Below are 19,895 nucleotides of genomic sequence, written 5' to 3' on the forward strand. Positions count from 1 at the left end.
CCTCGGCCTGCTGGCGATGTTATTGGGCAGTCGCGTATTTGCCAGCGAAGCGGCCCCGCTCGACCCACAACAATCCCAGGTGTTCCGCGCCTGGTTCGTGCGCATCGCCCAGGAACAGTTGGTGCAGGGCCCGAGCCCGCGCTGGTATCAGCAGGACTGTGCCGGCCTTGTTCGGTTTGCCGCCAACGAAGCACTCAAGGTGCATGACGACAAATGGCTGCGCAGCAATGGCCTGTCCAATCGCTACCTGCCACCGGAACTGCAGCTGAGTGAGGCGCAACGCAGCCTGGCCCGGCAGTGGCAGCAAGGTGGCGGCAAGGTCGGACCCTACGTCAACGCCATCAAGCTGATCCAGTTCAATAGCCATCTGGTCGGCCGTGACGTGGCGCAGGCCCGCCCCGGCGACCTGATGTTTTTTGATCAGGGCGACGACCAACACTTGATGATCTGGATGGGCCGCAACATCGCCTATCACACTGGCACCACCACCCCGACTGACAATGGCATGCGCTCCGCGAGCCTGCAGCAACTCATGACATGGAAGGACACCCGATGGATACCCGACGCAGCCAACCCCAACTTCATCGGCGTCTATCGACTGAATTTTCTCTCCCAATGATCGGTGCCCGCATGTTGCGTTTTTTGCCTTTGCTGTTGGTCCTGATCCTGCCTTTTTCTGCGGTTCACGCTGAAGACACCGTCGAGCCCAGCGGCTATACGCCGGTGCCTGGGGAAAGCTTTTTCCTCCTGGCGGACAGTAGTTTTGCCAGCGATGAACAAGCGGTGGTTCGGCTCGAAGCCCCTGGCCGCGACTACCGCCGGTTTCGCATGGAGCCTTATGGCGGCGCGGACATCCGGGTGTATCGCATCGACCAGCCGCTGGACTTTCTCAAGCGCCAGAAGAACCTGCACCGGGTGGTCAGCGACGGTCAGTTCAAGGGCGAAGGCTTGTCGAATACCCTCGCGTACCTGTGGGACAACTGGTATCGCAAGTCTCGTCGGGTAATGCAGCGAGCGTTTTCCTACGAGTCGCGTAAACAAGTCACCGAGGAAGTACCGGAACTGAAGATGGGCGCCGCCATGGTCGCGCCTACTCCCTACGACGCCCAGCCGCAATTCGCCCTGATTCCGGGCCTGCCGGTGGTCAGTCAGTTCCGCTACCCGCTGTGGGAAGCCAAGCCGATCCAGCCACCAGCCGGTGTGAACCTGGCTGGCTCTTCCAGCGACTTTGTCAGCGTCGCCCCGGGCAATGTCTACATTCCGCTGGGCCACCTGAAGCCGGGCCTGTACCTGGTAGAGGCGCTGATCGGCAAGTACCGCGCGACCACCATGGTGTTCGTCTCCAATACCGTGGCCGTGAGCAAGATTGCCGGCGATGAACTGGTCGTGTGGGCCGCGCGCAAACACGAAGGCAGCTCGGTGCCGAAGGTCAATGTGCTATGGACCGATGGCCTTGGTGTCATGAGCAGCGGCGCCACCGATGTCGATGGCTTGTTGCGCCTGAAACACGTCAGCCCCGAGCGTTCGTTCGTGATCGGCGAGGATGAAGAGGGCGGGGTGTTTGTCTCCGAGAACTTCTATTACGACAGCGAAATCTACGACACTAAACTCTACGCCTTCACCGATCGGCCGCTGTATCGGCCGGGGGATTGGGTGTCGCTGAAAATCGTCGGGCGTGAGTTCAAGAACGCCCGGGATTCTGTGCCGCCAACCGCCGCCGACGTCAACGTGACCGTGCTGGATGCCACCGGCACCGCGCTGCAGTCGCTGGCGCTGAAGCTGGATTCCAAAGCCGGTACCCAGGGCCGTTTCCAGTTGCCGGACAACGCCGTGGCCGGTGGTTACGAACTGCGTTTCAGCTACAAGGACCAGGCCTACAGCAGCGCCTTCCGCGTGGCCGAGTACATCAAGCCACACTTCGAAATTTCGCTGAACCTGGCAAAGCAGGATTACCGCACCGGCGAGCCAGTGAAGGGCAGCCTGGTGCTGCTGTATCCGGATGGTAAACCCGTGGCCAATGCCCGGTTGAGCCTGACCCTGCGCGCTCAACAATTGTCGATGGTCGATAACGAACTGCAATACCTGGGGCAGTTTCCAGTCGAATTGACCAGCACTGAATTGACCACGGACGCCAAGGGCAACGCCACCCTCGACCTGCCCGCCGCCGACAAGCCGAGTCGGTACATGCTGACGGTGTTCGCCAGCGACGGCGCGGCGTATCGGGTCAGGACCACCAAGGAAATCCTCATCGACCGTGGCGCCGCCAACTTCAGTCTGAGCGCCCCCCAACGCTTCAGTGCAGTAGGGGAGAAAGTGCAGTTCAACTACGTCGAACAAGGTGGCAGCGCACAGGGCAAAAACGTGGTGCCGAGTACTTACAGCTGGGTCCGCCTGGAAGACCAGAGCACCGCTGAAGGCAAGCTGGCCGTGGCGGACAAGGGCTTCACCCTGGCCTTCGAACGCCCGGGTACTTATAACCTGACGCTCAAGGACGCCCAGGGTCGGGTAGTCGGCGCCACCGGCCATTCGGTCACGGGTGAAGGCGTGAAGGCCGTACCCGGCACTGTGGAAATCGTCCTCGATAAACCCGAGTACCAAGCGGGCGACGAGGCCATGGCGCTGATCACTTTCCCGGAGCCGGTCAGCGATGCGCTGCTGTCACTGGAGCGGGACAAGGTCGAGGCGACTGCGTTGATGTCCAGGGGCGGCGATTGGCTGAAAGTGGAAAAACTCAGCGAGACCCAATACCGCGCGCGCATTCCGGTCAAAGACCATTTTGCCCCCAACCTTACGTTCTCGGTGGTCTACACCAAGGGAGGGCAGTACAGCTTCCAGAATGCCGGGATCAAGGTCATTGCCCCGCAGATCGACGTGGCGATCGTCACTGACAAAGAGACCTATCAACCGGGCGACACAGTCTCGGTCGATCTGACCACGGCGTTCGCCGGCAAACCGGTTCCTGCGCACCTGACGGTCAGCGTCGTGGATGAAATGGTGTATGCACTGCAGCCTGAAGTCGCGCCAACCATCGACCAGTTCTTCTATCACCCACGGCGCAACAATGTGCGCACCAGTGCCAGCCTGTCGTTCATCAGCTACGACGTCGCATTGCCTGGCAGCCCTGGCGCCCCGGGCAAGGCTAATCGCAGCGAACGTGGGGTGAAAGTGCTGGAACGGCCGCGTCGTGAAGACGTCGATACCGCTGCGTGGCAGCCTGAACTGGTCACCGACGCCAATGGCAAGACCCGGTTCACCTTCACCATGCCGGACTCCCTGACCCGGTGGCGCATCACCGCCCGAGCCATCGCGGATGACGGCCAGGTGGGGCAGAAAAAGCAATTTGTACGCTCGGACAAACCGCTGTACCTGAAGTGGAGTGGCCCGACCCGATTCCGCAATGGCGACAAACCGGACTTGGGAGTGTTCGCCTTCAGCCAGGCGGAAAAACCGGTCCAGGCCGAGCTGCTGATTCACTATGGCGGCACCGAGCAGCGCATGCCGGTGACCTTGAATCACGGGATCAACTACCTCGCGCTGCCGGCATTTGCTCTGGCTTCGGGAGAGTGGTCCGCCGAACTGGTGCAGGACGGCAAGACCGCTGATTCCCTGGCCGTGCGCCTGACCGCAACCGGCGAAGGCTGGCAGGTGACTCAGAGCCAAAGCCTGGACGTGGCCAGCGGCGATACGCCATTGAGTCTGCCCGCGGACGCCACCGATATCCGCTTGCGCCTGGACGACAGCGCGAAGGCAGTGTTCCGCTCGGCGCTCGACGACCTGCTGGGTTACCCCTATGGCGGAGTCGAACAAACCGCCAGCCGTTTGCTGCCCTTGAGCATCGCTTATCCGGCTCTGGCGTCGAGCCCGCCCATTCGCGATCGCTTGCGCCTGATTATGCAGAATAGCCGCCTGCGCCTGGTGCAGATGGCCGGCCCGTCGGCGAGCTTCACCTGGTGGGGCATGGACGGCGAGCCGGACGCGTTTCTCACGGCCTACGTCTATTACGCCGACTGGCATGCGAGCAAAGCCCTGGAGCTGAGCCTGCCGCCGGAACATTGGCAGCGGGTGCTGGAGGTGTATGCAAAGCAGGCAAAAAATACCCCGCTGTTGCAGCGCGCGCTGATTCTGTCCTTTGCCCGGCAGATGCAATTGCCGGTGAACACCTTGCTCAGCGGATTGCTGGAAGACCTGGCAAAAGCGCGTGAGGGGCATGCGGCGAACGTGCTCGACGACGGGCAAGACAGCCTGGTCATGGGTGATCCGGATTCGGCGCTGGGCCTGGCGGCCGCCCGGGTGCTGGCGGCTTCCCTGGCCAATCAGTTGAAGGTCAGCCAGCCGGAAGCTTTCAACCGTCAGCTGGCGGCCTCCCGTCAGCAACTGGAGGTCAGTTCACAGCCCTTTGTCGAAGCGTTGAACCTGTCGCTGCAACCCTTCGATCAGGCCCAGGCGCAAGCTTTGCTGCAACGCCTGTTACCACAACAATCCACCCTGGAACGCGCCTTGGCCCTGACCTGGTTGGCGCGCAGCATTGAGCAGGCCTCACCGACCATCGCGCTGACACCGGGTGAAGGCTGGAAGAAACAACATGGTGCTACCGGTGAGCTGTACTGGACGTGGCAGGGTGCATCCCCCGTGCCGACAGTGCTGGCGGTGTCCGGTACTCAGGAGCGCCCGCTGAAAGCCGCCTTGAGTTTCCAGACCAGGCAAGCGCCTGCTGAGCCCCTAGGCGTAACGGTCACCCGCCGTCTGTCACGTCTGGTGCCGGGTGACGAAGCCTTTACCTTCAAGCTCGAGTCGGTGGCCGGTAAGCCATTGTCCAGCGACAGTCTGTATCTGGATGAAGTGATCGTCACCAGCAAGGCCGGGAAGCCATTGCGCTACGGCATGCTGGAAGTGCCGCTGCCGCCGGGAGCCGATGTCGAGCGTACTACCTGGGGCATCAAACTGATGGGCAAGGCCGGTACCGAACCAACGGCGCTGGAGAAAGCGCGTTTCGAACCGGGACAGATGGCATACGCCGTCCCGGTCGACGCCTTGAGCGGCGAGTTGCGCTTGCGCCATCTGGTGCGGTTCTCGCAAAAGGGCCAGTTCAATCTACCTCCGGTGCGCTTCATCCAGGTCTACGCGCCACAGCATCAGGCTCAACAGCAGAAGCCGGCCCTGGGCCAAGTTACGGTTCACTGAGATGCTGCGGGCGGTGGTCTGGTGCCTGCTGTGCTTGATCCCCGCGCTGGCGACAGCGCTGGACGAGCCACTGCGCGTGGCCTTCAAGGGCGAGTTGCTGTCGCTGAGTGACACTCAACTCATCGCCCGACAGCCGTTGCCAGCTGATCTGCAGGCGCCGCTGGGCAGTCTGTGGAAGCTGTTTGTCTACGCCTGGCTGGTGGATACCGACGCCCGTGAAGCGCCCTATGAATGCCGCGGGCAATCCAAAGAGGAAGTCTACTGCTGCAGTACCGGCGGGAAGATCGAGCGGGATCAGGCCCTGGTCAAATCCTGCGGCCTGTACTTCGACCCGGCGCGGCTGGGCATCGCCGAATCCGACTGGCGCACTTATTGGCAAACACGGCAAGCTCCGCAGTGGTTGCTGGGGCTCTCGTCATTGCAGCCTTCGACGCGAGTGTCCGTGGCGCAGTTACTTCAGGTGTTGGCGCTGATGCCGGCGCAGGCTCAGGCGCGCCAGGTATTGCTCGATGTCGTATTGAATGCCGCAGACGGCAATGCCGTGGGCGAGCTGGGCGGTCGGCTGCGAGTGAAAACCTGGAGCTGGCTGGGCGATCAGGATCCGTCATCACGCCAGGGTGGTTTTGCCGGGTGGACAGTGGATGGCACGCCGATCTGGGCGGGTGGGCGCGGAACCAGCCAGATGGTTCTGCGCAAACATGGCGCAGCCCTGGCGTCCGTGCTGCCGGTCAATTGGCCTGCAGATGCAGGGCGTTGCGTCGAGGTCGGACTATTTTCCCGTTATCCGGTTGCGCGGGTGATGTCAGGCGATCGGGCAGTCACCTCAGGACCGCTGCAGGGCGATTATCGAGTCGAGTTCACCAACGGCAATCAACTCGATATCCACAGCGACGGCGAACTGTTCCTGCTCGAGGACAGGCTGGTCGCGCGTCTCGACCGTGAAGAGTATGTCGCGCGCGTCCTGCAGCGCGAAGCCAAGGCACAACCTGCCGAAGCCGCCAAAGCCCTGGCCGTGGCCATTCGCACCTATCTGCTGCAAAACGCCAGTCGCAACGGCGCCTGCCTGAGCATTGACGACAGCAGCAGCCGACAACGGGTAGCGCCACGACCGGCCACCGCCGAATCGCGCCACATCGCCGCCTGGACCAGCGACCTGGTGCTGGCCGGCAGCACCGTCACTTACCACTCCGACCAACCGGGGCCGGACCAACTCTCGTGGCAACAAGCCGTCGAACAAGCCAACGCCGGCCAGCGCTACGATGCCATTTTGTTGCACGCCTACCCACGCGCCAGCCTCAGTCGCTGGGACAACCCTGTGGCGTCGTGCGAAGCGCTGCCCGCTGCCCAGGACTGGCTGCAAAAACAGCGACGAGGTTGGCGTGCGCGTTTAGAAAGCGAGGTCGGCTACAACGAAGTCAGCACTTTTGCCGTCTGCCGCCTGGCTTTTGGTCGGCCCTACGTCGACCGCGAACGCCAGCGCCTGTACGTGCGCGGCGTGCTGTCACTGCAGGATCGCCTCGACCTGACCCATGAATACCTGCACCTGGCCTTTGAAGCTCATCCCAACGGCCAGGACGAAACCTACATTGAAGGGCTCGCCCGTCACCTCTTGCTGGAATAGGCCATGAAACTCCGTTATTCACCGATCATCCTGTTCCTGTGCATATTGCCGACAATCGTTACGGCCCAGAGCGCCGTGAAACTCGACACCCCCGTCGGCGGCTGGCGCACCGGTGCACCCGAAGGCGAGGGCGAAAACTTTCGCCAGACCGTCAACTACCCGGCATCATCAGTCAACACCCCAGCCGGCCAGGCAAACACTGCCCGCATCAGCGGCCAAATCCAGGCCACCCCCAAATCCGCCGAGCCCGGACGCCTGATCGTCAACGGCGTCAGCATGCCCCTGAAAATCGACGAAGCGGGCCGTTTCGACCGCCCGTTCTCATTCCCCAACGGCAGCAACAGCGTCGAAGTACGCAGCCCAGACGGCCAGCAACGCCATCGCACCCAGTTCCTCAACACCAGCGGCGGCGCCACCCCGGCCAAGCTGCGAGTGCTGCTGGCATGGGACAGCGACAACACCGACCTCGACCTGCACCTCATCACCCCGGACGGCGCCCACATCTGGTACGGCGACCGAGCCGTCCCCAACGGCGCAGCGCTCGACGTTGACGTCACCACCGGCTACGGCCCGGAAATCTTCGCCATGCCGGCGCCGATCAAGGGGCAGTATCTGGTCTACGTAAATTATTTTGGCGGTGGGTACCGCAGCGATGACGAGGGGCAGGAGGATGCCGTGCAGCCGCTGACCACGGCGCAGGTCACGGTCATCACGGAGGAGGGCACGCCGAGTGAGAAGATGGAGACTTTTCTGGTGCCGATGCGGGCGGTGGGGGAGTTGACGTTGGTTAAGGGGTTTAGTTATCCGTGAGGAGGGTAATACCGTGATTTGGTCAACAGGTTGCTGCCCACTTTTAGCGTGAACGAACCACTAAAAATGATGCTCGTGGGCTACAGCGCTCCGGAATCTCCGAGGATTGGATTGCGCTATCGAAGAAACGGGTTCCTCAGGTCCTCAAGCGGCAGAAAATAATCGAATGCAGATTGGCCGCTCCGGACTGCCGGCACCTAAAAGCGCAAGTATGCCGGGTATCGATTCATTAATTCGTTAGTTTTCTTTCGGGCATTAAAAAGCCGGCTTGTGGCCGGCTTCTCGGGGACTGGCTTGATTCATTTTTGGTAAACCGCGCCAGCCTTCAAAACGTACACCCGGATCTTGCGTCCGGCTGTGGGACCTGGGGAGAAAATCATCTGCCAGGTCGGTGCGATCTGAGCCTTGGAAGGGTCGATGCGCAAATGTGGGGCGCAGCATACTGATTTTTTTAGATGATTCCCAGTGTGATGTGCGGGGTAGAGCGTTTCGGTTTATGTAGCAGCTGCCGAACGCAGGCTGCGCCAGCTGCTACGGGGGCGGTGGCGGGGCGGCGAGTTTATAAAAACGGCACGATCGGCCGACGTTTGTTCAGAGTGGACCACCAGAATACCCAGCCCAGCACCCGGATGTTTTGTTCTTCTATTTGCGCTGAGCGAAAGACTTCGTCGGGATATTGGGCGTGGTTGTGGCTACGCATGCGGATGGCGTTACCGGGTACGCGGTGCAGGTATTTGATCAGCAGCATGCCGTCGTGTTCGACGGCGTAGATCTCGCCATCGACGATTTGCGTGAGGCCGCGGTCGATGGCGAGCAGGGATCCGTCTTCGATTTTCTCGGCCATGCTGTTGCCGATCATGCGTGCGCAGATGGCGTCGGTGTGGTTGATTTCCAAGGAGTCGAGGTCGCAGCGGGGCAGGCGGATGAAGTTTTCCGGGTCCTTGGCGACGTGGGTTTTGCTGGAACCGGGTGTCAGGGGCATCTCCTTGTAGAAGGGTACCTCGACATCTGTCGGCTCGACCACCTGGTAGGTGCCGCGGATGGCGTGGGCGTCCAAGATGTTGCTGGTGTCTGGGACCAGGCGCATTTCCTTGGCGTCTCTGGGGCCCTCGCCGGTTTTCAGCCACTGGCTGTTGATGGATAGAATCCTGGCGACTTCTTCCATCCGATATTCGGGCACGCCTCGGGTGTACCAGTTATGTACATTTTGCGCCTGGGGGATCTTCAGGAAGTCGGCGAATGCCGTCGTCGTGATTTTCGCCTCCGTGAGGGCGACCTTGAATCGTTTACCGCAGGTTTTATTCTTTTTCATAAACGCGAGTCTAATGTCGCGGGCCAGGGCTTTGAATCAACGAGCCGTTCAAATATCGCCTGATTTTTACCACTGGATGTAAGACTCATTGTGGGAAAATTAAACAAAGAAAAACCAATCCGGCCTGTGGCTAAACGGGCTGTTTAATTGGATTTTCATACGCCCATAAAAAACCCCGGTTTCCCGGGGTTTCTTGAAGCTTATAGCTTGACGCTAAAAGCTGCAGTTTCAGCCTTTATAGGCCGCAACCGACTTCATGATCTCGGTACGGGCTGCTTCTGCGTCGCCCCAACCTTCGATTTTTACCCATTTGCCTTTTTCGAGGTCTTTGTAGTTCTCGAAGAAGTGCTTGATCTGTTCCAGCAGCAGGGCTGGCAGATCGGTGTATTCCTTCACGTCGACGTACAGCTGGGACAGCTTGTCGTGTGGCACTGCGATGACTTTGGCATCGCCGCCGCCGTCGTCGGTCATGTGCAGGATGCCGACTGGGCGAGCGCGGATAACCGAGCCTGGAGCAACCGGGTAAGGGGTCACGACCAGCACGTCGAGGGGGTCACCGTCGTCAGCCAGGGTGTTCGGGATGAAACCGTAGTTGGCCGGGTAGAACATCGGGGTGGCCATGAAACGGTCAACGAACAGGCAATCGCTGTCTTTGTCGATTTCGTATTTGATCGGCGCGTGGTTGGCCGGAATCTCGATCGCGACGTAGATGTCGTTCGGCAGGTCTTTGCCAGCCGGAATCTTGCTGTAGCTCATTGGGCGGTGCCCCCGTTAGTTGACCAAAAACACTTGGCCGGATTGACCAAAAAGTGGCGGCGATTATAGGCATATTCCGCCGTCGATGCCACGTACCAAGGGTCGTAGAGACCTTAGTCGTGTGCCTGATAGACCGGGTCTTCGGCCTGAAGTTGCCGCAGGCGTGCCAGCGGGTCCTGCCGGTAAAACAGCCTGAGCTGGTCGTATACCTGAGGATACGCCTCGTGCAGCAAATCCGGGGCGCTGAAGAAGTACTCGCTGGTGACGGCGAAAAATTCCGCTGGATTCTCGGCGGCGTACGGATCAATGGCGGTCTGTGCGTCGGGATCGCGGTCAAGTTGCCGGTCGAGGTCGTCGTAGGCTTCTTGCATGACCCTGGCCCAATCGCTGACCCGCATGTCGCCATGCAGCGGCGGCAGGCCGTTGGCGTCGCCGTTGAGCATGTCGAGTTTGTGCGCAAGTTCGTGGATGACCAGGTTGTAGCCTTCCCAACCGCCGCTGGCCATCACTCCGGGCCAGGCGAGGATGATTGGCCCTTGCTGCCAGGCTTCGCCACTGTGTTCGCCGTCCCACTCGTGTTCGACGCCGCTGGCGTCGCGATGGCGCTGCGGGCTGAGAAAGTCGTCCGGGTACAGGACGATTTCATGAAAACCCTGATACCAGTTCAGGTCGCCCAGGTGCATCAGCGGCAATTGTGCCTGGACGGCCAGCAGCAGGCGTTGTTCCTGGTGCAATTCGACACCGGGCAGGACCGTCAGATGTTTATCGTCGAGGAACAGCACGCTGGCTTCGCGCAGCCACTGGTCTTCCTCGGCGCTGATGCCGTCGAGAAAACTCAAATGATGGCGCACCCGCTGCCACAGGTCGTCGGCAATCGGGTGCCTGGCCAGGATGCGCTGGCGCCGCCAGGCGCTCAGGGACCACATGGACGATCAGCGCGAGGCGGTTTTGGAGCTGGAGCCGCCGATGCGACTGCGCACGATGCCGATGATCATCGGGATCAGCGACAGCAGGATGATGCCAACCACCAGCAACGACAGGTTGCTCTTGATGAACGGCACATTGCCAAAGAAGTAGCCCAAGGTGACCAGGCCGCCCACCCAGAGGATCGTGCCCAGAACGCTGAAAAAGAAGAAGCGCGGGTAGGGCATCCGGGCGACGCCGGCGACGAACGGTGCAAAGGTACGGATGATCGGCAGGAAGCGCGCCAGGGTCACCGTCTTGCCGCCGTGTTTGTCGTAGAAGTCGTGGGTCTGCTGCAGGTAGTCGCGGCGGAAGATTTTCGAGTTGGGATTGCTGAACAAGCGTTCGCCCGCCGTTCGTCCGATCACGTAGTTGGTGCTGTCGCCGAGGATGGCCGCCAGCATCAACAGGCCGGCCAGCAATACCGGGTCCATGCCGCCGCCGGCAGCTACCGCGCCCGCAATGAACAGCAGCGAATCACCCGGCAGGAAGGGCATTACCACCAGGCCGGTCTCGCAAAAGATCACCAGGAACAGAATGGCGTAGATCCATGGCCCGTAGTTGTTGACCAGCAAATCGAGGTAGACGTCGAGATGCAGAATAAGGTCGAGCGGGTTGAAATCCATGGAAAGCACCTGTGGTGACGGCCCGACTCGGCAGGCCTGTGCGAATGACTACGCGAAAGCCTACAGGGAAATGTAGTTTTTCTTACGAGCCGAAAAGGTCGGCATTATACGAGCTGACAACTGAAAAGCCCGATGAGTTTGTAGCGGGGGATGTCGGGGAGACCGGCGGTGTATATGCAGCGTTTTGTAGGAGCGAGCTTGCTCGCGATCTGGTGTGTCTATCACACCGGTGGGTGGATGTGCCACCGCTATCGCGAGCAAGCTTTGCTCCCACAGACGGGAGCTCTCTGGGTGGCGGTCAGAGCTCGTCGCTGATGGGCAGCACGTAGTTCTTGAACTCGGTGTCTTCCTTGAATCCGATGGATTCGTAGGTTTTCTGCGCGACTTCGTTGTCACTGCTGGTGGACACGCGCATGCGCACGGCATTGGTGTCCTTGGCCATTTTCTTCGCGGTGCGGATCAGGTTATCGGCCACCAGCTGGCGGCGGGCGTCTTCGGCGACATAAATGTCGTTGAGGATCCACACACGTTTGAGCGAAAGCGAAGAAAAGCTTGGGTACAGCTGGCAAAAGCCCATCAGCTTGTTGCTGTCGTCATCGGACAAGGCCAGGTAAATCACTGACTCCTTGCGACGCAGGCGTTTTTCGAGGAACGCCCGGGATGAGTCTGGATAGGGCAGGGAGCCGTAGAACTCACGGTATTTGACGAATAACGGGGTTAGCAGGTCCAGGTGTTCGAGGGTCGCTTGGATAATCCGCATCGATAGGTCTCGTCTTCAAGTGGCTGTCTTCACGTGCTCTGACGGCGAACGGTTCTCACTCGGGCAGCCGTGCGTCGATCCTGCCTGAAATCGCAGGCCTAACGCAATGCGGAAACGGTTCAGGCTTCCGGTGGGCTGAGCAGAAAGTTGCCTTTCATTTCAACGTTCGGGTCCGCTTCCAGGGTCTGCACCTGGGCTTCATCCTTCAGATTGACCCCGGACAGCTGCCGCCGACAGGCCTCGCGCATCAGGTAGAGCAAGCGGTGAGCTGCCATGCCGTAGCTCAGGCCCTCGAGGCGGACATTGGAAATGCAGTTGCGGTAGGCATCGGTCAGGCCGACTTTGGGGTTGTAGGTGAAGTACAGGCCCAGGCTGTCCGGTGAGCTGAGGCCGGGGCGTTCGCCGATCAGGATGACCACCATCCTGGCGCCCAGCAGTTCGCCGATTTCGTCGCCCACCGCGACTCGCCCCTGTTCGACCAGGATCACCGGCGCTACTGACCAGCCCTCAGCCTGGACCTGCTCTTCCATACGCTCCAGGAAAGGCATCGTATGCTTATGCACGGCCAACGCGGACAGGCCATCGGCCACTACGATAACCAGATCCACTCCTCCGGGATGGAACTGCGCGTAATCGCGCAGGGTGTGGGCTGATTCGTCGCTCAATTTCCGGCCCAGGTCGGGGCGTTGCAAGTAGCTGTTGCGATCGGTGGCGGCACTGCGCAGCAGCAGGCTCTGCCGACCGCGTTGCTCGAGTTGGGTGCTGAGGCCGGCGTGATCAAATGGCAGGTGCACCGCGTCCCGCGCCTGGGCATGCGCCAGCTGGAAATCCAGCTGCGCACTGGTGGGCATGCTGGTGCCGGTGCGGCCGAGGGCGATCCGCGCCGGAGTCAGGCGGCGCAGTTCCAGCCAGGGGTTTTGTGGATCAACAGGTGGTTTGTCCATTTCAACACTCATCCCAATTGCGCCAGGGCCTGGCGGAAAGCCGGTGGCAGGTTGTTGCCAAAGAGTACCTTGCCGTCTGCCTGGGTGAAGATGCCCATTCTGGCCAGCCACTGTTCGAATTCCGGCGCAGGTTTCAGGCCCAGGGTCTGCCGCGCGTAGAGCGCGTCGTGGAACGAGGTGGTCTGGTAGTTGAGCATGATGTCGTCGGAGCCGGGAATGCCCATGATGAAGTTGATCCCCGCCACGCCCAGCAGGGTCAGCAGGGTGTCCATGTCGTCCTGATCGGCTTCGGCGTGGTTGGTGTAGCAGATGTCGCAACCCATGGGCACGCCCAGCAGCTTGCCGCAGAAATGATCCTCGAGGCCGGCGCGGATGATCTGCTTGCCGTTGTACAGGTATTCCGGACCGATAAAGCCGACGACCGTGTTCACCAGAAACGGTTTGAAATGCCGCGCGACGGCATAGGCCCGGGTTTCACAGGTCTGCTGGTCGACCCCGTGGTGGGCGTTGGCGGACAAGGCACTGCCCTGGCCGGTTTCGAAATACATCAGGTTTTGCCCGAGAGTGCCGCGATTCAGGCTTAGCCCGGCATCGTAGCCTTCCTGCAGCACATTCAGGTTGATGCCGAAACTGGCATTGGCCGCTTCGGTGCCGGCGATGGACTGAAACACCAGGTCCAACGGAACTCCGCGATTGACCGCCTCGATGGACGTGGTGACATGGGTCAGCACGCACGCCTGAGTCGGAATGTCGTAGCGCTGGATGATGGCATCGAGCATTTCCAGCATCGCGCAGATTGAGGCGATGCTGTCGGTGGCAGGGTTGATGCCAATCATGGCATCGCCGTTGCCATACAGCAGGCCGTCGAGAATGCTCGCGGCGATGCCGGCGGGTTCGTCGGTAGGGTGATTGGGCTGCAAGCGGGTCGACAGCCGACCGCGCAAGCCCATCGTGCCGCGAAAGCGGGTGACCACGCGGATTTTCTGCGCGACCAGCACCAGGTCCTGCACGCGCATGATCTTGGACACGGCGGCGACCATTTCCGGGGTCAGGCCAGGCGCTAGGGCGCGCAGGCTTTGTTCGTCGGCATGGTCGCTCAGCAACCAGTCGCGGAAACCGCCGACGGTGAGGTGGCTGACCACGGCAAAAGCCTGCTTGTCATGGGTGTCGATGATTAGCCGGGTGACTTCATCGGCTTCGTAAGGAATCAATACTTCCTGCAGGAAGTGCGTAAGCGGGATGTCGGCCAGCGCCATTTGCGCGGCCACGCGTTCGCCATCGTTGAGCGCGGCAACGCCGGCCAGGAAATCCCCCGAGCGTGCCGGGCTGGCCTTGGCCATGACGTCCTTGAGGCTTTCGAAGCGATAGACCTGGGCGCCGACGGTGTGAGCAAAACTAGCCATACAAATTCTCCGTGACGGCGCAGGCCGGGGCCCGCGCCGTAGTTTGCAGCGGTCAGTGCAGGGCTTTTTCTGCGGCCTGAATCGCCGCGAATTCTTCTTCGGGCGTGCCTGCTACCAAGTGATGCCGGCTGTAGAAAGCAAAGTAAGCAATTAACACTCCATAGATGATCGCTGCGCCGATGACCACCCGCGGGTCAACCAGGAAGCCCGCCACTACCGCGATGCAGGCCAATACCAAGGCTACACCAGAGGTGAAGATGCCGCCCGGGGTGCGGTATGGCCGATCCATTTTGGGGCGGCGAATGCGCAGCGTGATGTGCGCGGCCATCATCAGCACGTAGGAAATGGTCGCGCCGAACACTGCCACGAGGATCAGCAAGTCACCTTGGCCGGTCAGCGACAGGCCGAAGCCGATAATCCCGGGAATGATCAGCGCCAGCACGGGCGCCTTGCTCTTATTGGTCTCGGACAGTTTGCGTGGCAGGTAGCCAGCTCGGGACAAGGCAAAAATCTGCCGCGAGTAGGCGTAGATGATCGAGAAGAAACTGGCGATCAGGCCCGCCAGGCCGACCAGGTTGACGAAGCTGCCCATCCAGGTCGAGCCGCCATAGGCTTTGCTCAAGGCTTCGACCAGCGGATTTCCCGATGTCAGCAGGGCGTTGGCGCCAGCACCACCGGGACCGATCACCAGGATCAGCAGGGCAAAGCTCACCAGCACCAGCATGGCGCCAATAAGGCCGCGGGGCAGGTCGCGCTTCGGGTTCTTGGTTTCTTCTGCCGCCAACGGAACGCCTTCGACCGCGAGGAAGAACCAGATTGCGTAGGGAATGGCCGCCCACACGCCCACGTAACCAAAGGGCAAGAAGCTGCTCGCGCCCTTGGCGTCCGTCACTGGAATGTCCAGCAGGTTGGCAACCTCGAAGTGCGGCACCATCGCCACCAGGAACACGCCCAGGGCCAGCGCGGCCACGGCGGTGATGACAAACATCAGCTTCAGCGCCTCGCCGACGCCGAAGATGTGGATAGCAATGAAGATGATGTAAAACGCCAGGTAAATCATCCAGCCGCCAATGCCGAACAGGGACTCGCAATAGGCGCCGATGAACACAGCGATTGCTGCGGGGGCGATGGCGTACTCGATCAGAATCGCAGTCCCGGTCAGGAACCCGCCCCAGGGGCCGAAAGCGCTGCGGGCAAAGCCATAACCGCCACCGGCAGTAGGAATCATGGAAGACAGTTCGGCCAGGGAGAAACACATGCACAGGTACATGGTGGCCATCAGCAATGTGGCGAGGAACATGCCACCCCAGCCACCCTGGGCCAGGCCGAAGTTCCATCCGGCGTAATCACCGGAAATGACGTAGGCCACGCCGAGGCCGACCAGCAGGACCCAGCCAGCGGCGCCTTTCTTCAATTCACGTTGCTGAAAGTAGTCGCTGCCGACTTTTTCGAAATCGACGGAAGCGCCGGTCGCCGGAGCACCGGACGGAGATTCGCTAGGCATATTTGCACCATTCTTATTGTTTTAGGTGGGCCCTGTAGGAGTGAGCCTGCTCGCGATAGCGGTGGTCCAGACAACTGGTGCGCTGAATGAAAGACCGCCATCGCGAGCAGGCTCGCTCCTACAGAGGAGGAGCGAGTTGCAGGGTAGTTTTAGAAGAAGCCCAGCGGATTGATGTCGTAGCTCACCAGCAGGTTTTTGGTCTGCTGATAGTGATCAAGCATCATTTTGTGGGTTTCACGGCCGACGCCGGACTTTTTGTAACCACCGAACGCGGCATGCGCCGGATACAGGTGGTAGCAGTTGGTCCACACACGACCGGCCTTGATGGCGCGGCCCATGCGGTAGGCGCGGTTGATGTCGCGGGTCCAGAGGCCGGCGCCCAGGCCGAACTCGGTGTCGTTGGCGATGGCCAGGGCTTCGGCTTCGTCCTTGAACGTGGTGATGCTCACCACCGGGCCAAAGATTTCTTCCTGGAACACGCGCATTTTGTTGGTGCCCTTGAGCAAGGTCGGCTGGATGTAATACCCGGTCGCCAGGTTGCCCTCGAGTTTTTCCACCTTGCCGCCGGTCAGCAACTCCGCGCCTTCGCCCTTGGCAATTTCCAGGTACGAAAGAATCTTGTCGAACTGCTGCTCGGACGCCTGGGCGCCGACCATGGTGTCGGTGTCCAGTGGATCGCCACGTTTGATCTGCAGGACTTTTTTCATGACCACTTTCATGAAGTCGTCGTAGATCGACTCTTGTACCAGCGCGCGGGACGGGCAGGTGCAGACTTCGCCCTGGTTGAAGAACGCCAGGACCAGGCCTTCAGCAGCTTTTTCGATGAAGGTTTCTTCGGCGTCCATGATGTCGGCGAAGAAGATGTTCGGCGACTTGCCACCCAGCTCCACGGTGGACGGGATGATGTTTTCAGCGGCGCATTTCATGATGTGCGAGCCGACCGGGGTCGAGCCGGTGAAGGCGATTTTGGCGATGCGTTTGCTGGTGGCGAGCGCTTCGCCGGCTTCCTTGCCGAAGCCTTGCACTACGTTGAGCACGCCGGGTGGTAGCAGGTCGCCGATCAGTTCCATCAGCACGGTAATGCCCAGCGGGGTTTGCTCGGCAGGCTTGAGCACCACGCAGTTACCGGCGGCCAGCGCCGGGGCGAGTTTCCAGGCCGCCATCAGGATCGGGAAGTTCCAAGGGATGATCTGCCCGACGACGCCGAGCGGCTCATGGATGTGATAGGCCACGGTATTGCCATCAATCTCGGCAGCGCTGCCTTCCTGGGCGCGCAGGCAGCCGGCGAAGTAACGGAAATGGTCGGCCGCCAGCGGGATGTCGGCATTCAGGGTTTCGCGCACGGCTTTGCCGTTGTCCCAGGATTCGGTGATCGCCAGGACTTCCAGATTCTGCTCGATACGATCGGCGATTTTCAGCAGGACCAGCGAGCGCGCCTGGGCAGAAGTGCTGCCCCAAGCGTCAGCCGCAGCGTGTGCAGCGTCCAGGGCCTTGTCGATGTCTTCGGCGGTGGAACGCGGGAATTCGGCAATGGGTTGGCCATTGACTGGCGAAGTATTGGTGAAGTACTGACCTTTGACAGGCGCGACGAACTCGCCGCCGATGTAATTTCCATACTTGCTCTTGAACGAAACGATTGCGCCTTCAGTACCTGGGTGAGCGTAACGCATGATGTTTCTCCTTTGGCTTTTGTACTTATAGGGGAGGCGCGCTTGTGCGCTTGTTATAAGCGTAGAGCAAAGGTTGGGCCACTGCCTTGCAGGGCAGGGGAATCAAGGGCTTGCGCTATTTTTGTCGGACGGATGGGCGGGCGCTGTGACGGTATCGGTACAGGGTGCGTGACAATTTGTATCGTATCTGTCACGCAGTGTGACTGGGCGGTCTTGCCAGCATTGCAATGCGCGCTTCGCTGGAGGATGCTCGGTGCCACGCAAAGCCATGCACTTGTAGCAGCTGCCGGAGGCTGCGTTCGAGTGCGCAGCGCTCGCCTGGAATCGGCTTCGCCGCCGAACGCAGCCTGCGGCAGCTGTTACACCGGATCCTGCGGGGAGAACAATAAAAATGCACGACAACCATCTGACTCGCCATGCCCAACAGGTCATGACCGTCACCCAGGGCAAATCCCACCTGCACGGTCCTGGCAGCGATCCATCCATTGCCCGCTCGTGGTTGCGTTGCCTTGAGGACTATCACCTCGATCCCTCCCTGACGATGGCGCCCACGGTGCTGGAACACGGTCGTGTGCTGGAAAGCCGCGAGCGCTTGCAGCAGGTGCTGCATATTGCCGGAACTGAAATGGCCAGCCTGCACCAGCAATTGTCCGGCGCCGGCCATGCCGTGCTGCTGACCGATGCGCGGGGGGTGATTCTCAACTGTGTCACGGCGCCCGCCGAACGCAAGATCTTCGAACGCGCCGGCCTCTGGCTGGGCGCCGACTGGAGCGAAGCCTGTGAAGGCACCAACGGCATTGGCACCTGCCTGGTGGAGCGCCAGTCGCTGACTATTCATCAGGACGAACATTTTCGTGGGCGGCACACCGGCCTGACCTGCTCGGCTAGCCCGGTATTCGACCCGCATGGCGAGCTGTTGGCGGTGCTCGACGTCTCTTCGGCGCGCCATGACGTGTCGCGTCAGAGCCAGTTCCATACCATGGCCCTGGTCAATCTCTCGGCAAAGATGATCGAGAGCTGCTACTTCCTGCGCTACTTTGATAACCAGTGGCTGCTGCGCTTTCACCTGCAAGCCGAATCCGTCGGGCTGTTCAGCGAAGGCTTGCTGGCATTTGACGCGGAAGGACGGATCAGCGCCGTCAACCAGAGCGCCCTGAATCTGTTGGGTCACGTTCGCGGCGGGCTGCTGGGCAAGCCGGTTGAGGCATTTTTCGATTGTTCGCTGGATGAGTTGCTCGGTCGTGCCAGTGTCAACGCCAGCGCCAGTTGGCCGCTGCGCACCCGTGACGGGCGTAGCCTGTTCGCGCTGTTGCGCGGGCAATCGCGCAGTATTCCGACACCCGTGGTACAGAGCCCGGTAGCGCCGCAGCAAGCGCGCCCTGCTGGCATCTGCCTGGGTGATGCGTCGCTGCAGGAAGATTTTCGCAAGTCCCTGCGAGTCTTCGAACGAGATGTACCGCTGTTGATCAACGGCGAGACGGGCTCCGGCAAGGAGGCGTTCGCCAAGGCAGTGCACAACGCCAGCCAGCGCTGCGAAAAAGCCTTCGTCGCACTCAATTGCGCGGCCATCCCCGAAAGCTTGATCGAGAGTGAATTGTTCGGTTACCGCGGGGGCAGTTTCACTGGCGCGCGCAAGGAAGGCATGCGTGGCAAGTTGCAGCAGGCGGATGGCGGCACGTTGTTCCTGGATGAGATCGGAGACATGCCCCTGGCGATGCAGACCCGCCTGCTCAGGGTGCTGGAAGATCGCCAGGTGGTGCCGATCGGCGGGGAGCCGGAGTCGGTGAATGTACGAATCATCAGTGCTACTCACCGTAATTTGCTGGAGCGAGTGCAGGACGGCAGTTTTCGCGAAGATTTGTATTACCGGCTCAATGGCCTGGAGGTGGCGCTGCCCGCATTGCGCGAGCGCACTGACAAATCGCAGCTGCTGGATTTCTTGCTGGCCGAGGAAGCCGGTGGGGAAGCTGTGGTAATCGAGGAACCCGCGCGCCAGGCGCTGCTCGGGTTTGCCTGGCCAGGTAACGTGCGGCAGTTGCGCAATGTGCTGCGCACTTTGGCGGCGTTGTGTGACGGCGGGCGGATTGGTCTTGCGGATTTGCCGGCAATGATTCGCCAGGCTCGGCCAGAGACCATTGTCACCGCGCAGTCATCGGAGCATCCGCTGGAGGACGCCGAACGGCTGGCGTTGCTCAATGCCCTCGACCAGACTCGTTGGCACATGACTCACACGGCCGAGCAGCTGGGAGTCAGCCGCAATACCTTGTATCGAAAGTTGCGCAAGCACGGCATAGCTCGATCCATGTAGGCGTTGCTCTTCAAACACAGGGTGCGATTTTTGCCTC

The 19,895-nt window shown here is 60.8% G+C and carries 14 protein-coding genes; 5 read left to right on the forward strand and 9 right to left on the reverse strand.

What is annotated here, in order from left to right:
- Nucleotides 1–16 precede the first annotated feature (16 nt).
- Genes ORL50_RS07390 through ORL50_RS07405 form a run of 4 tightly spaced genes read left to right on the forward strand, consistent with a single transcriptional unit; the run spans nt 17 to nt 7,612 of the window.
- A complete protein-coding gene (locus ORL50_RS07390; protein ID WP_266012541.1) occupies nt 17–619 on the forward strand; it encodes a DUF1175 domain-containing protein in 603 nt (200 codons plus the stop codon).
- The gene (locus tag ORL50_RS07395) at nt 616–5,181 is read left to right on the forward strand and encodes an alpha-2-macroglobulin family protein (protein WP_266012543.1); all 4,566 of its coding nucleotides are present in this window, start codon (nt 616–618) and stop codon (nt 5,179–5,181) included. The genes ORL50_RS07390 and ORL50_RS07395 overlap by 4 nt, the downstream gene beginning before the upstream one ends.
- A gap of 1 nt (nt 5,182) precedes the next feature.
- Nucleotides 5,183–6,802 (forward strand): DUF2300 domain-containing protein, encoded by a 1,620-nt coding sequence (locus ORL50_RS07400; RefSeq protein ID WP_266011646.1) that lies wholly within the window; start codon nt 5,183–5,185, stop codon nt 6,800–6,802.
- A 3-nt stretch (nt 6,803–6,805) separates the two neighbouring features.
- Nucleotides 6,806–7,612 carry a YfaP family protein gene (locus ORL50_RS07405; RefSeq protein ID WP_266011648.1) on the forward strand — a complete coding sequence of 269 codons (807 nt, stop codon included), beginning with the start codon at nt 6,806–6,808 and terminating at the stop codon, nt 7,610–7,612.
- Between the two features lie 559 nt (nt 7,613–8,171).
- On the opposite strand, the gene ORL50_RS07410 is transcribed toward ORL50_RS07405, so the two are convergent.
- From ORL50_RS07410 to exaC, 9 genes are all read right to left on the reverse strand, one after another.
- On the reverse strand, nt 8,172–8,924 hold the full coding sequence (locus tag ORL50_RS07410; protein WP_266011650.1) for a S24 family peptidase: 753 nt from the start codon (nt 8,922–8,924) through the stop codon (nt 8,172–8,174).
- 228 nt (nt 8,925–9,152) lie between these two features.
- On the reverse strand, nt 9,153–9,680 hold the full coding sequence (ppa, locus tag ORL50_RS07415; protein ID WP_045061525.1) for an inorganic diphosphatase: 528 nt from the start codon (nt 9,678–9,680) through the stop codon (nt 9,153–9,155).
- A 113-nt stretch (nt 9,681–9,793) separates the two neighbouring features.
- A complete protein-coding gene (locus tag ORL50_RS07420) occupies nt 9,794–10,606 on the reverse strand; it encodes a M90 family metallopeptidase (RefSeq protein WP_266011654.1) in 813 nt (270 codons plus the stop codon).
- A 6-nt stretch (nt 10,607–10,612) separates the two neighbouring features.
- On the reverse strand, nt 10,613–11,269 hold the full coding sequence (locus ORL50_RS07425) for a DedA family protein (protein WP_266011656.1): 657 nt from the start codon (nt 11,267–11,269) through the stop codon (nt 10,613–10,615).
- Nucleotides 11,270–11,567: 298 nt separating this feature from the next.
- The gene (locus tag ORL50_RS07430; protein WP_266011658.1) at nt 11,568–12,029 is read right to left on the reverse strand and encodes a GNAT family N-acetyltransferase; all 462 of its coding nucleotides are present in this window, start codon (nt 12,027–12,029) and stop codon (nt 11,568–11,570) included.
- Nucleotides 12,030–12,148: 119 nt separating this feature from the next.
- A complete protein-coding gene (gene eutC / locus ORL50_RS07435) occupies nt 12,149–12,973 on the reverse strand; it encodes an ethanolamine ammonia-lyase subunit EutC (RefSeq protein ID WP_266011660.1) in 825 nt (274 codons plus the stop codon).
- Nucleotides 12,974–12,981: 8 nt separating this feature from the next.
- On the reverse strand, nt 12,982–14,376 hold the full coding sequence (locus ORL50_RS07440; RefSeq protein ID WP_266011663.1) for an ethanolamine ammonia-lyase subunit EutB: 1,395 nt from the start codon (nt 14,374–14,376) through the stop codon (nt 12,982–12,984).
- Between the two features lie 52 nt (nt 14,377–14,428).
- The gene (gene eat, locus ORL50_RS07445) at nt 14,429–15,880 is read right to left on the reverse strand and encodes an ethanolamine permease (RefSeq protein ID WP_266011666.1); all 1,452 of its coding nucleotides are present in this window, start codon (nt 15,878–15,880) and stop codon (nt 14,429–14,431) included.
- A 149-nt stretch (nt 15,881–16,029) separates the two neighbouring features.
- Complete coding sequence (gene exaC / locus ORL50_RS07450; protein ID WP_045061518.1) at nt 16,030–17,550, reverse strand: acetaldehyde dehydrogenase ExaC; 1,521 nt, start codon at nt 17,548–17,550, stop codon at nt 16,030–16,032.
- Nucleotides 17,551–17,941: 391 nt separating this feature from the next.
- Here exaC and ORL50_RS07455 point away from each other — a divergent pair, with 391 nt between their 5' ends.
- A complete protein-coding gene (locus tag ORL50_RS07455; RefSeq protein ID WP_266011671.1) occupies nt 17,942–19,858 on the forward strand; it encodes a sigma-54-dependent Fis family transcriptional regulator in 1,917 nt (638 codons plus the stop codon).
- Nucleotides 19,859–19,895 lie beyond the last annotated feature (37 nt).

This window comes from Pseudomonas sp. RIT-562, assembly GCF_026241895.1.
Lineage (GTDB): Bacteria > Pseudomonadota > Gammaproteobacteria > Pseudomonadales > Pseudomonadaceae > Aquipseudomonas > Aquipseudomonas mandelii_F.